The sequence below is a fragment of the Georgenia sp. 311 genome, from assembly GCF_006151955.1.
In the GTDB taxonomy this organism is placed as follows: domain Bacteria; phylum Actinomycetota; class Actinomycetes; order Actinomycetales; family Actinomycetaceae; genus Oceanitalea; species Oceanitalea wutianyii.
Window position 1 is genome coordinate 45532 of the sequence record NZ_VDFS01000037.1, and the last position, 13799, is coordinate 59330.

Annotated in this window: 8 protein-coding genes and 1 pseudogene; all 9 read right to left on the bottom strand. The window is 72.5% G+C overall.

Features of this window, described 5'->3' with window-relative positions:
• Positions 1-938 (bottom strand): annotated as a pseudogene (locus FHE66_RS06515) (hypothetical protein); the annotation flags it as partial.
• A complete protein-coding gene (locus tag FHE66_RS06520) occupies positions 935-2698 on the bottom strand; it encodes an ABC transporter ATP-binding protein (RefSeq protein WP_139072163.1) in 1764 nt (587 codons plus the stop codon). The gene FHE66_RS06520 and the pseudogene FHE66_RS06515, both read right to left, overlap by 4 nt.
• Entirely contained in the window at positions 2698-3726 is a 1029-nt protein-coding gene (locus FHE66_RS06525; RefSeq protein WP_255303628.1) for an ABC transporter permease, read from the bottom strand. The genes FHE66_RS06520 and FHE66_RS06525 overlap by 1 nt, the downstream gene beginning before the upstream one ends.
• Positions 3727-3781: 55 nt before the next feature.
• The gene (locus tag FHE66_RS06530) at positions 3782-5305 is read right to left on the bottom strand and encodes an ABC transporter permease (protein WP_139072164.1); all 1524 of its coding nucleotides are present in this window, start codon (positions 5303-5305) and stop codon (positions 3782-3784) included.
• A gap of 190 nt (positions 5306-5495) precedes the next feature.
• A complete protein-coding gene (locus FHE66_RS06535) occupies positions 5496-7337 on the bottom strand; it encodes an ABC transporter family substrate-binding protein (RefSeq protein WP_139072165.1) in 1842 nt (613 codons plus the stop codon).
• Positions 7338-7577: 240 nt separating this feature from the next.
• The gene (locus FHE66_RS06540) at positions 7578-11042 is read right to left on the bottom strand and encodes a bifunctional proline dehydrogenase/L-glutamate gamma-semialdehyde dehydrogenase (protein WP_139072166.1); all 3465 of its coding nucleotides are present in this window, start codon (positions 11040-11042) and stop codon (positions 7578-7580) included.
• 102 nt (positions 11043-11144) lie between these two features.
• The gene (locus FHE66_RS06545) at positions 11145-11879 is read right to left on the bottom strand and encodes a DUF1345 domain-containing protein (protein ID WP_139072167.1); all 735 of its coding nucleotides are present in this window, start codon (positions 11877-11879) and stop codon (positions 11145-11147) included.
• A 46-nt stretch (positions 11880-11925) separates the two neighbouring features.
• Positions 11926-12534 carry a thymidine kinase gene (locus FHE66_RS06550; protein ID WP_139072168.1) on the bottom strand — a complete coding sequence of 203 codons (609 nt, stop codon included), beginning with the start codon at positions 12532-12534 and terminating at the stop codon, positions 11926-11928.
• Between the two features lie 32 nt (positions 12535-12566).
• Positions 12567-13799 (bottom strand): RNA polymerase sigma factor, encoded by a 1233-nt coding sequence (locus FHE66_RS06555; RefSeq protein WP_139072169.1) that lies wholly within the window; start codon positions 13797-13799, stop codon positions 12567-12569.

Consider the following 13799-nt stretch of genomic DNA (forward strand, 5'->3'; position numbering starts at 1 on the left):
GAGGAGCCCCGGGCGACGAGGATCTCGGTCTCGCGGGCGCGGGTCTGCCCGAGCAGCCGGACGACCTGGACGAGGGCGACGAGGGAGATGACGCCGAGGAGCGCCACCGGCACGAGGCCGACGGCGGCGGCGGTGCCCGTCGCCTCCTCCAGGTCCGCGACGGTCCCGGCGAGGTCGCCGGTGAGGGTGAGGCCACGGACGGCGACGGCGTCGTCGTTGCGGAGCGCGAAGTCGAGTCCGGAGAGGCCCTCGGCGAGCCGGGGCAGGTCGGCGACGGTGAGCGCGGCGGGGTCCGGGTAGACCGTCCAGCGCACGAACGGGACCTCGACGGCGGCGCCGACGGTCTCCGCGGAGGCGAGCAGCGGCCCGAGGGCGGAGCCGTCGGTGCCGGCGGCGACCACCGGGTCGGCGAACCATGTCCGCTCGTCCGCGGCGCGCCAGGTCCCGGCGACGGTGAGCGAGGTGCCCGCGACGTCGAGCCGCATGCCCGGGGTCAGCCCGGCGTCGGCGGCCGTCTGCTCCGGCACGAGCACCTCACCTGTCGCGAGGGGCCCGGCGGCGGGCTCGGCGCCGGCGGGGACCTCGGCGAGGAGGACCCTGACGCGCTTCTCCCCCACCGACGCGGCGACCGGCTCGGTCCACAGCTGCCGGGAGACCGCCAGGCCGTCGGCGGGGAGCAGCCGGGAGAGGGTCCGGCGCACGGCGGCGTCCTGCGTCGCCGGATCGGCGGCGAGGCGGGTCTGCACCTGGATGCCGGCGTCCCGCGGGGCGGCCTCGGTGAGGGTGCTGCGCACGGTGGCCACCCCGGCGGCGCGGGTGTAGCCGACCGTCCCGGCGAGGATCGCCGCGACGGTCGCGGTGAGGACGAGCAGGGTGAGGAGGGTGCCCGGCTGCGCGCGTGCACGCCGCGCCAGCAGCCGGGCGACCCCCATCGTCACTCGCGCGTCGACTCGTCCAGCGGACCGCTGTCGATGGTGCTGTCGTCGATGTGCAGCTCGGCGACCTCCTCGCCGAAGGACTCCAGCAGCGCGTGCCGCTCCTCGCGGCGACGACGCTGCTCGACGGGGTCGGGCACAGGGGCCGCGGCGAGGAGCCGCTGCGTGTACTCCTCCTGCGGGTTCTGCAGGACCGACTCGCGGTCGCCCTGCTCCACCACCTTGCCGTTCTGGAGGACGACCACCCGGTGGGCGAGCAGGTCGACCACGGCGAGGTCGTGGGAGATGAACAGGCAGGCGAACTTGTAGCGCCGCTGCAGCTCGGTGAACATCGCGAGCACGCTCGCCTGGACGGAGACGTCCAGGGCCGAGGTGGGCTCGTCGGCGACGAGCAGCTCGGGCTCCAGGACGAGCGCACGCGCCACGGAGACGCGCTGGCGCTGGCCGCCGGACAGCTCGTGCGGGTAGCGGTTGTAGACGCTGCGGGGCAGCTCCACGGCCTCGAGCAGCTCGTGGACCTTGGCCATCCGGCTGCGCTTGTCCCCGACCTTGTGGACGACCATCGGCTCGGCGATGATCTCGCCGATCGGCAGGCGCGGGTTGAGGGAGGCGGCGGGGTCCTGGAAGATCACGCCGATCCGCTTGCGCAGGCTCTTGGCGTCCTTGCGGCCCATCGCCCCGAAGTCCTCGCCGAAGAGGCGGATCGTGCCGGAGGCGGCGGGGATGAGACCGAGCGCGCAGCGCCCGATCGTCGACTTGCCCGACCCGGACTCCCCGACGAGGCCGACGACCTCGCCCTGGCGCACGGAGAAGGAGACGTCGTCGACGGCGCGGAACGGGGGCTTGCCCGCCCGCTGGTACTCGATGACGAGGTTCTCCATGCGCAGCGCGGGGGTCTCCCCCTCCTCGACCGCCGGCGCGTCGACCTGCGAGATGCCGAGCTGGTCGCGGCCGCGGCCCAGGTGCGGGACGGCGTCGAGCAGCCGCTTGGTGTACGGGTGCTCGGGGCTCACGAGGACCTGCTCGACGGGGCCGCTCTCGACGATGTTGCCCTTGAACATCACGGCGACGCGGTCGGCCATGTCGGCGACGACGCCCATGTTGTGCGTGATGAGCAGGATGCCGGTGTTGAGCTTGTCCTTGAGCGAGCGGAGCAGGTCGAGGATGTCGGCCTGCACCGTGACGTCCAGGGCCGTGGTCGGCTCGTCGGCGATGATGACCTTCGGGTCGCAGCTGATCGCGATGGCGATGACGACGCGCTGGCGCTGACCACCGGACAGCTCGTGCGGGTACTGCTTGAGGCGGCGCTCGGGCTCGGGGATGCCGACCATCCGCAGCAGCTCGGCGGCGCGCTCGTCCGCGGCGGCGCCGTAGGCGATGCCGTGGAGCTCGAGGGCCTCGGTGAGCTGGGTGCCGATGGTGAGCACCGGGTTGAGCGCCGTCATCGGCTCCTGGAACACCATGGCGACGTCGTTGCCCCGCATCCGGCGCAGGGCGCGGTCGTCGAGGTCGCGGACGCTGTTCTCACCGACGGTGATCCGCCCGCTGGTGCGGGCGTTCTTCGGCAGCAGGCCGAGGGCGGTCATCGAGGTCACCGACTTGCCCGACCCGGACTCGCCGACGAGGGCGACGACCTCACCGGGCTTGACCTCCAGGGAGATGCCCTTGACGGCGTGGACCGAGCCGAACTCCGTCCGGAAGCGGACGTCGAGGTCGTTGAAGGTGAGGACCGGCTCGCTCGACTGCTCGGAGAGGGTGCTCATCAGTCCTTGTTCCTGTTCTGCCGCGGGTCGAAGGCATCCCGCAGGCCATCGCCGATGAAGTTCACGCTCAGCGCGATGCCGAGGATGAAGATGCCGGGCCACCAGAAGAGCCACGGCCGGGAGGTGAAGGACGCCTGGTAGGTGTTGATGAGGACGCCCAGCGAGGTGTCCGGGGGCTGCACACCGAAGCCGAGGAAGGACAGCGAGGTCTCCAGGAGGATCGCCGCGGCGATCGACAGCGTCGCCGACACGATGATCGTGCCGAGGGTGTTCGGCAGGATGTGCTTGACGATGATGCGCCACGGGGAGGTCCCGACCGCCTGCGCGGCGGCGACGAACTCCCGCTCGCGCAGGGAGAGCACCTCACCGCGCACGAGCCGAGCCAGGCCGGTCCACGTGACGATGCCGAGCATGAGGGCGAGGATCCAGATGGAGCCGCCGCTGATCTGGCCCAGGACGGCCGCGAGGACGAGCAGCGGGATGACGATGAGCAGGTCGGTGAGGCGCATGAGCAGCGCCTCGACCCAGCCGCGGAAGTAGCCGGCGGCCGCACCGATCGCCGTCCCGATGAGCGTGGAGACGATCCCGACGACGAACGCGATGATCAGCGAGCGCTGGGTGCCGCGCATGACGAGCGCGAAGTAGTCCTTGCCGACGTTGTCCTGCCCGAAGGGGTGCTCCCCGATCCGGAAGGGCCACAGGCTCAGCGTGGGACGGCCGCCGTCGACGACGGGGTTGGCCAGCGTGTAGCCGTGCTTCCACCAGCCCGGGAACGGCCCGAAGCCGATGGAGGTGTAGGCGAGGATCGTGATGAGGACGAGCACGGCGAGGGAGACCATCGCGCCGCGGTGCCGCAGGAAGCGGCGCAGCACGAGCTGGCCCTGGGAGTAGGACTTGTCGGTCTTGCCCTCGAGGTCCTCCTCCACCGACAGCGGGTCGATGTTCTGGAGGGTGCCGGGGTCAGCTCCCTGCATGCCGGGCTGCGGAACGATGTGCTCCGGCCGCTTGTGCTTCTTGTACCTTCTCATCGGTGCCTCCGGGTCGCGGGGCGGGTAGGACGGGTGCCTGTGTCACGCACTGCGCTCACCGCCTGATCCGCGGGTCGAGGAAGGCGTAGGCGATGTCGGCCAGCATGTTCATCACGACGGCGGCGGTGCCGGTGACGAGGAAGAAGGCCATGACGGGCGCGGGGTCCACCTGGACCAGGCCGGTCCGGAACAGCTCACCCATGCCCTTCCAGCCGAACACCGTCTCGGTGAGGACCGCGCCGCCGATGAGGCCGGCGAAGTCGAACGCGACGATCGTCGTGATCGGGATGAGGGCGTTGCGGAAGGCGTGCTTGGTGATGACGACGCGCTCGGACAGGCCCTTGGAGCGGGCGGTGCGCACGTAGTCCTGCTCGAGCACCTCGAGCATCGAGGACCGCGTGTAGCGGCTGTAGCTCGCGACGGAGATGAGGGTGAGGAGGACGGTCGGCAGCAGGAGCTGGGTGCCCTTGTCGAGGAACTCCTGCCAGAAGGTGCCGTCGAAGTTCGGGGTCTCGGCGCCGATCGTGGAGATCGGGCGGCCGTTGCGCACCGTGCCGAGGTAGCTCGCCCAGCTCGACAGCGCCTTGTCGGCGACGATGACGAGGCTCATCATCGTCGCGGTGCCGACGGAGACCCAGATGGCCATGGTCCGCGAGTAGCCGCCCCACAGGGCGCCGCTGACGATCGCGATGACGATGGCGAGGGCGAACAGCCCGAGCAGCACGCCCCACGTCGGCTCGTTGAGCTGGTTCGCGAAGACGAAGTAGGACACGACCCCTGCGCCGACCGTCGTGAGCGCGGCGTACAGGACGTTCTTGTTCCCCAGGCCCGAGCTCAGCATGACGATGAGCAACGCGGCGCCGAGGGAGGCGACGGCGACGACGCCGATGCCCAGGGCCGGCTGGCGGAACCAGTTGACCGCGTCGAAGTAGAACATCGCGGCGAAGACGAACCCGAAGGTGACGGCGCCGGTGAGCAGCCGCCGTCGGGCGTCACCGCCCAGCGAGCCGGCGACGATGAGCGCGAGGACGACGGCGATGAGCGCGATCTGCCACAGCGCCATGTCGGGATCGGCGATCCAGTCGTTGAAGCGGATCGCGCCGTACTCCTTGAGGAGCACCGCGGCCCAGAAGACGGGGAGGGAGTACATCATGAACGCGAAGAACGTCACGATGTAGTCGAAGCCGGAGTACTGGCGGATCGCGGTGAGGATGCCGACGCCGATGCCGATGACGATGGCGAGCAGCGTGGAGAGGATGACGAGCCTCAGCGTGGCGCTGGCAGCGTTGCCCAGCAGGTCGATGACCGGGATGCCGGCACGGTTGACGCCGAGCTGACAGGAGCCCACGAAGCACTTGCCCACACCAGCGAGCCAGGTGCCGTACCGCTCGTACCAGGGGTCGTCCAGGCCCATGTTGGCGATGCGCTGGGCGATGAGGCTGTCACGGTTGGGGTCGTTCGACTCACGAAGGTCCGCCAGGGGGTCGCCCGAGTTGATGGTGAGGACGAACATGAGGACGGACCCACCGAGCAGGACCAGGGCGGATATGCCCAGCCTGCGCAGGATGAACTTGATCACGAGCTAGCCCTTCGGGTCTTCCGGGGGTGAAACCCGGTCAGCCTAGTCCCGTCCTCGTGGGACGTTGACCAGGGCCGGGTTTCGTCATGGCACCGTACACGCGCGCCGGTGGGGCAGGAGGGGATTCCCCCCTGCCCCACCGGTTTTGCACGTGTTTCAGGTGATCGAAGTGATAATCACCTCAGCTGGATCACTCAGCCAGCAGCCACTGCTCGGCGTTCCACGCGACGCCGTTCTGGGTGGCGGTGTGGCGCACGTTCTCCATGCCCGCCGTGTAGGCGATGACGCCCGGGTGAGCGAAGACCGGGATGCCGTAGAGGGTGTCCCACAGCTCCTTCTCGATGATCTTGGTCTGCTCGAGGTGGACGCTCTCGTCGAGCGACGCGGCGAGGGTCGTCCACGCCTGGTCGACGGTCTCGTTGGTGTAGCCGCCGTAGTTCTGCGGGGCGTTGGAGGAGTAGATGTTCTGGCCCGAGGCGATCTGGCCGGAGCCGGCCCAGGCGAACAGCGCGACCTCGTAGTCACCGTTGGGCAGCGCGGCGGAGAAGAAGTCCGCGGAGCCGACGTCGGTGATGTTGAAGCCGGCCTGGTCACAGCTCGACTTGATGAGCTCGACCTGGGAGGTACGGCGCGGGTTCGGGGCGGAGTAGCCGATGCGGACGTCGATCGGCGTCTCGATGCCGGACTCCTCGACGAGGCGGGTGGCCTCCTCGAGGTTCACCTCGTCGTAGCGGCCGTCGTAGGACTCGGCAACGACCTCGTCGTAGTTGTCCTGGAAGGGGAAGACCTCGCGGGCGTTCATGACGACGGCCTCGGGGTCGACCGGCTTGATCAGCGTGTCGACGATCTGCTGACGCGGCACGCAGTACGCGAAGGCCTCGCGCAGCGCCTGGCCACCCTCGGCGTCGGAGAAGACGCCGTTGTTGAAGTTGAAGTCGAGGTGCTCCCAGGTGAGCTCGGCGCCCGTCTGGATCTCGACGGCGTCGCCGAGGCCCTCGAGCTGCGGCAGGGTGTCGACGGTGGCCTGCGGCTCGATGATGTTGAGGTCACCGTTCTGCAGCGCCTGGTTGTGGCCCGAGGCGTCCAGGAACCGGAAGGTGATCTTGTCGGTCGCCGCCGGGGTGCCCCAGTAGTTGGGGTTGGCCTCGAGGGTGATGGACTGGCCGGGGGTCCAGCCGCCCTCCATGAACTGGTAGCGGCCACCGGACGGGGCGACCTCCGGCGAGGGGACCTCACCGGGGCTGGAGAGCCAGCCCTCGTTCCAGAAGGTCGCGGCCTCGGTCAGGGTCTCGACGTCCTGGTCGATGATCGCCTGGACGAGCTCCTCCTCGGTGATGCCGATCTGCTCCGCGACGACGTGCGCGGGCAGCAGGTAGGAGCCGGTGACGAGACGCCAGTCCGGGTACTGCTCGGCGTACTCGACCGTGAAGGTCTTGGCGTCGAAGCTGTCGGCCTGCGGACCGGTCGGGACGTTGACCTGGGTGTAGTCGACGCCAGAGACGTGGTTGAACACAGGGGCGGCCGGGTCCGGGGAGAGCCACGCGGGGTTCTGCGAGACCCACTCGAAGAGGAAGTCCGCGTAGTCGATCGCGTTGCCATCGGACCACACGGCGTCGTCGGCGACGGTGTACTCGATGGTGAGGGGCTCCTCGGAGGTGACCTCGACCGAGCCGAACTCCTCGTTCTCGTGGATCGTCCCGTCGGTACCGAAGTAGAAGAAGCCCTCCGGACGGACGCGGTCCATGATCACGTTGTTGTACGTGCTGTAGGTGTCCGCGGTGAGGGAGTTGTACCCGGTGAACTCGTCCTGGCCGGTCGAGTAGAAGATGTCCCCCTCGACAGTCTGGATGTCGCCGAGGTCCGCCTTGGCCGTGCCCTCGGCGCCGGTGTCGCCGCCGGTGGAGTCCTCGGTAGCGGTGTCGTCGCCCGTGTTGCCCGTGTCGCTGTCGTCACTGGGGCTGGTGCACGCCGCGAGGACGAGCGAGCCTGCCGCCAGGACAGCGGCCGCTTGGGCCGTACGCCTGATCTTCAATGTTCCTCCTGGATGGTGGGACGTGCCCGTGTGCGGCGACCGGGGATACCGGTCGGTGGCCACGGGGCACGCCGAGGTGTCGTCACGGTACACACGAGGAGGCGCCATATATGACAGTTGCAACATTCTGGCAACAGTTTCGTTATGGACTTGAGACAGGCTGTGGGCAAGATCTCGCCATGTGGGATGGATGTGAGGTGCGCCACACCTGTAGCCGACTGTGGACCGTGAGCGAACCCCTCAGGCGCGGGAAGGAAGGTGCCCGAAGCGGTGGAGCGTGCGGGAGACAGCCTGCTCCCGCAGCACACCGAGCAGCTCGCGGCGCCCGGTCGCGAGCACCGGTCCGCCGATCACGCAGACCTGTGGCCACAGCTCGGTGACGAGCGCGTCGGCGGCCGGCCCCTCTCCCACCACCCGGACGCGCGCGGTGTCGTGGACGTGCCGGAGGAAGTCGGCGTCGCTCTCGGCGCGGGTGACGTGGCCGGACAGGCGGCGCAGGCCGGGATGGGCGTCCGGGCCGCGGAGCGCGGTGAGCGACGCGCTGGTCACCGGGTCGAGGCTCACGTCGACCGGCACGCCCGCGGCCCGCGCCGCGACCACCACCCGCAGGAGGTCCACGTGCCGGGCACCGGGGACCGTGCGCACGGTGAGCGGAGCGGGCCGGTAGCGCAGGACGTCGGACTCGGCCCGCAGGCCGGTGAGGTCGCGCGGCGCGCCGAGCTCGGCAGCGAGCGCGGCGGCGTCCGAGCCCGCAGCCCGCGCGAGCCAGGCCCGCTCGCGCGGCCCGAGCAGACCGGCGTAGTCGGCGAGCGCCGAGAGCACCGCCGGCCCCGGCTGGGCGGTGTGCGCGGGCAGGCCGTCGGCCGCCCACGTGCCGAGCTGGGCGACGTAGTTCGGCCCGCCCGCCTTGGCGCCGGGGCCGACGACCGAGCCCTTCCAACCACCGAAGGGCTGGCGCTGGACGATCGCGCCGGTGATGTGCCGGTTGACGTAGGCGTTGCCGACGTCGACCCGGTCGAGCCAGCGGTCGATCTCCCGCTCGTCGAGGGAGTGCAGGCCGCCGGTGAGGCCGTAGGCGGTGGCGTTCTGCAGCGCGAGCGCCTCGTCGAGGGTGTCGGCCCGCATGATCCCGAGCACGGGCCCGAAGCACTCGGTGAGGTGGAAGAAGGAGCCGGGCGCGACGCCGTCCTTGAGCCCGGGTGACCACAGCCGGCCGGAGTCGTCGAGCGGGCGGGGCTCCACGAGCCAACGCTCGCCGGGGTCGAGCTCGGTGAGCGCGCGCCGCAGCTTGCCCTCGGGCGGCGTGATGACCGGTCCCATCGTCACCCCGAGGTCCTCGGGCCACCCCACCCGGACCGAGCGGACGGCGTCGACGAGCTGGCGCAGCAGCCGCCGGGAGCGCCCCGCCGAGCCGACGAGGACGACGAGCGAGGCGGCGGAGCACTTCTGGCCGGCGTGGCCGAACGCGCTGACCACGAGGTCGGCGACCGCGAGGTCGTAGTCCGCCGCCGGCGTGATGACGAGGGTGTTCTTGCCCGACGTCTCGGCGAGCACGCGCGGCCCGCCCGGCCTGCCGGCGCGCCAGGAGGAGAACAGGGCGGCGGTCTCCGCGGCGCCGGTGAGGACGACGGCGTCGACGCCGTCGTGGGCGACGAGTGCCCTGCCCGTCTCCCCCTCGTCCGTCCGCACGACCTGGAGGACGTCGCCGGGCACGCCCGCGGCGTGCAGCGCCCGCACGACGGCCTCGGTGCACGGCACCGCGGGCGCCGGCTTGACGACGACGGCGCCGCCCGCGGCGAGCGCGGCGAGCACCCCGCCCGCGGGGATCGCCACCGGGAAGTTCCACGGCGGCGTCACGAGCGTGAGCACGTGGGGCGTGAACCGGGCGCCGTCGGTGTGGAGCGAGGCGCCCGGCGCCAGCTCGAGGGCGCGGTCGGCGTAGTAGCGGGCGAAGTCGACGGCCTCGGAGACCTCCGGGTCGGACTGCTCGACCGTCTTGCCGCCCTCGACGGCCATGAGCGTGACGAGCTCACCGCGCCGGGCCTCGAGCTCGTCGGCGGCGCGGCGCAGGACGGCAGCGCGCTCGGCGGCCGGCAGGCCCGCCCACCCGGGCTGCGCCGCCCGTCCCCGGGCGACGACGGCGTCGACCTCCGCCCGCGTCCCGAGCACGGGTGAGGCGGGCTCGCCGACGGGGGCGGTGACCCGCTCGGCGGCCCAGGCACGGACCTCGGGCAGGGAGGGGTCGGAGTCGGTCGTGCTGGTGAAGCGGTCCCCGGCGGGCGGGCGGTCGGCCGTGCGGCGGCGGGTCGTGGGCACGGCGGTGAGGTCTCGGGCCGAAGCGCGGAAGCGCGCCTCCTGGTCCCCCAGCGAGGCACCGCTCGCGTCCTCCTCGGCGGCGAAGAGCGCACGGAGGAAGTTCTGCGGCTGCGCGTTCTCCTCCAGGCGGCGCACGAGGTAGGAGACGGCGACGTCGAAGTCCTCGCGCGCGACGACCGGCGTGTAGAGCAGCACGCTGCCCACCGTGGCCCGGACGGCGCGGGCCTGCGCCGGGGCCATGCCCTGGAGCATCTCGACGTCGAGCATGGCGCCCACCCCGCGCCGCTCGGCGAGCAGGTGCGCGAGGGCGACGTCGTAGAGGTTGTGCGAGGCGACGCCGAGCCGCACGGCCCCGGTGTTCTCGGGGCGCAGCACCCGCTCGACGAGTCGGAGGTAGTTGGCGTCGACGTCGGCCTTGGTCGGGTAGGGCGCCTGCGCCCAGCCGTGGAGCTCTGCGTCGACCTTCTCCATCGAGAGGTTCGCGCCCTTGACGAGCCGGACCTTGATGCCGGCGTGACCGGCGGCGGCCCGCTCTGCGGCGAAGGCGAGGAGCCGGTCGAGCGCGGCGACGGAGTCGGGCAGGTACGCCTGCAGGACGATCCCTGCCTCGAGGTCGGCGAGCCCCGGCTCGGACAGGAGGGTGGTGAAGACCTCGAGGGTGAGGTCGAGGTCCCGGTACTCCTCCATGTCGAGGTTGACGAAGGCGTGCGGGGTGCGGGCGGCGGCGGTGCGGTAGATCGGGCGCAGCCGGGCGAGGACGCGCTCGACGGTGCCGCGGGTGTCCCACGTGGAGATCTGCGAGACGAGGGAGGAGACCTTGATCGAGACGTAGTCGACGTCCTCGCGCTCGAGCAGGGCCCGGGTGCGCTCGGCGCGGGAACGGGCCTCGTCCTCCCCGAGCACCGCCTCACCGAGGAGGTTGATGTTGAGCCGGAAGCCCTCCTCCCGGGCGCGTGCGAGGTGGGCGGCCAGCGCGGGGTCGTGGGCGTCGACGACGAGGTGGCCGATGATCCGGCGCAGCCGGCGGCGCGCGAGCGGGATGACGACGGACGGGGCGAGCGGGGCGACGAGCGCCCCGACACCGAGGAGCAGCCGGTCCAGCGGGCCGAGGAACCGGGCGGACCCGGACGGCAGTCGCCCGAGCTCCCTGGCGGCGGCCCGGCGGTCCTCGGGGCGGGCGACCCGGTCGACGAAGCGCACGGCGAGGTCGAGCCCAGCGGGGTCGCTGACGAGCGCGGCGAGCTGGGCGGACCGCGCCCGCTCACGGCGCCGCTGCCCGGCCTCCGTCGCGGCGAGCCACTCCCCGGCGAGGGCGACGGCGTCCTCGACGAGCGCGGCCACGTGCGGCAGGCTGCCGTGCCTCTCGTCGGTGTGGGCAACGGTGGCCATGACGCCTCCTCGGGGGTGTCCCGGTGGTGGGGCTGGTGCGACCAGGTTGCCACGGCCCCCCGACACCGGCGTGACGGAACGGCCCGATCGACGTCGGGCGGCTCAGCCCAGGCCGACGAGGAAGGAGACGAGCGCGGCGAGGACGACGGTGTTGAAGGTCCAGCCGACGAGCATGTGGCCCGAGAGGGTCCGCCGCATGCGCGCGGTCGTCGCCTGGACGTCCGCCGGCCCGAACGCGGCCTGGACGCCGAGCGCGAGGTAGAGGTAGTCGGAGAAGTGGCGTTCGGCCTCCTCCCCCGGGAAGCGCAGCCCTCCGGCGACGGTGTCGAGCCGGGCCACGTGGACGGCGTAGGCGACGAGGCTGCCCGCCCAGGCGAGGATGATCATGACGATGCTCGTGACGACGAGCATCCCCGAGCCGCGCATCGCGTCGGAGACGATGAGCCACACGGCGACGACGAGCGAGCCGAGCGCGAGCCCGACCGGCCACGAGGGACCGTCACCGCCCACACCGTTGTCCCGCCACCCCAGCAGCCACCGCTGCCAGCGCGGCCGCGCGAGCTGGCGCCGGCGGGCCTCACCCAGCGCGTGCACGAGCGCCGGCCCGCTCAGGCCGCCGAAGGCGAGCAGCGTGAGCGCCGGGTAGACGAGGAGCAGCAGGGAGTACAGGACGAGCACGAGCGCGAGGGCCCGGTCGCCCTCGGGCACGTCGAGCACCGGGAGGAGGGTGAGGAGCAGGGCGGCGACGACGAGGACCGGCGCCACGAGCCAGCCGCGCGTGAGGTCGTCGGCGAGCCAGCGGGTGCGGCGGGGCAGGTCGAGCGTCCTGTGGGCCACGGCGTCCTCTCCTCCGGGGCGCCGACGGCACCCGCCGCGCCCGAATCTAGGGCGTCGGGCGTGCCCGGCCCAAAGCCGCCCCGGGTCCTGCGCTGCGCAGGTGCAGGCGGCAGCGGGCCTCGTAGCTCTCCGTGCCCCCTACGTGCTCGGTGGCCGGGACGGTGGCGTCGGCCACCTGGCCGAGGAGCGTGCGGACGTGGAAGGGCGCGTCGCGGCCGCACACCGCGCACACGGCGGTGAGCTTGACGACGTCGTCGGCGATGGCCATGAGCGAGGGCAGCGGCTCGAAGGGACGCCCGTCGAACGTCACGCACAGCCCGGCGACGACGACGGTCGTGCCGGTGAGCACGATCTCCTCGACGACCGGCACGAGGTCCGGTCCGAAGAACTGCGCCTCGTCGACGGCGAGGAGGTCCGTCTCGCGGCCGAGGTCGGCGAGGCAGTGGACGTCGGTCACCGAGTGCGAGGGGATGCTCAGGCCGGCGTGGGAGGCCACCTGCCCGGCACCGTGCCGCTCGTCCCACGCGTGGTTGACGACCTCGACGGCGAGGCCCGCGAGCCGCGCGCGGCGCACCCGGCGCAGCAGCTCCTCCGACTTCCCGGCGAACATCGGCCCGCACACCACCTGCAGCCGCCCCGGGCCGTCACCGCGCATGGTGCCCACCCTAGTGAGCGCCGTCGCCCGCGTCAGGACCCGGCGAGGCTCGCGCGGCGCTGCGCGATGTGCTCCCGCTCCACGCCGTCGGGGCAGGCCGCGAGGGCGTCGTCGTACGCGGCCGCCGCGAGCGCGAGCCGCCCGTCGCGGCGGAGCAGCTCCGCGCGCACGAGGGCGACCCGGTGGTGGCCGGGCAGCTGGTCGGCGGCGGCTCTCAGCACGGCGAGCCCGGCCATCGCACCGGCCACCTCCCCGACGGCGACCGCCCGGTTGAGCCGGACCACCGGTGAGCCGGTGAGCGCCTCCAGCCGAGCGTACGTGCGGGCGATCGCTGCCCAGTCGGTGTCCGCGTGGCCCGCCGCGGTGTCGTGGAAGGCGGCCACGAGCGCCTGGAGCCGTAGCTCCTCCGCCAGCCCGGCAGTCGGCGTGAGCGCGGTGAGTCGCCGCAGGCCGGCGGCGATCTCCTCCCGCCGCCAGCGGCTGCGGTCCTGGTCGGCGAGGCGCACCGGGCGGCCGTCGGACGCGACGCGCGCGTCCCGGCGGGCGTGCTGGAGCGTGAGCAGGGCCGCGAGCGCCTCGAGCACGGGCTGCCCGGGAAGCAGCTCGGCGGCCAGCTCGGCAAGGCGCACCGCCTCCCCTGCCTCGGTGACGCGGAGGACGTCCTCTCCCCCGGCCGGGGCGTACGCGGCGGTGAAGGCGAGGTAGACCGCACGAGCGACGTCGTCGAGCCGGTCGGGCCACTCGGCCGGGTCCGGCACGGCGAACGGGATGCCCGCCGTCGTGAGCCGGCGCTTGGCCCGGGTGAGCCGGGCCGCCATCGTCGCCTGGGGGACGAGGAAGAGGCGCGCGATGTCGGCGGTCGGCACACCGAGGACGAACCGGAGCGCGAGCGCCGGGCGGACCTCCTCGGCGAGCGCGGGGTGGGTCGCCATGAAGAGGAGTGCCAGGCGGTCGTCGGTGTCCACGCCGGGCGGGTCCGTCCCTTCCGCCGGTGACGCGACGTCGTCGTCCACGAGGAGGTGGGCCTTCGCGCGTGCGGTGCCCTCGCGGCGCAGGGCGTCGACCACCCGGCGGTGGGCGACGGTGCGCACCCAGCCGACGGGGTTGTCCGGGACGCCCTCGGCGGGCCAGCGGGAGGCCGCCTCGGCGAAGGCGTCGGCGAGCGCGTCCTCGACGAGGTCCGGGCGCCCGAACCGGTGGACGAGGTGCCCGAGGAGGCGGCCCCAGTGGGTCCGCCAGACCTCGTCGAGGACGGCGCGCGGCAC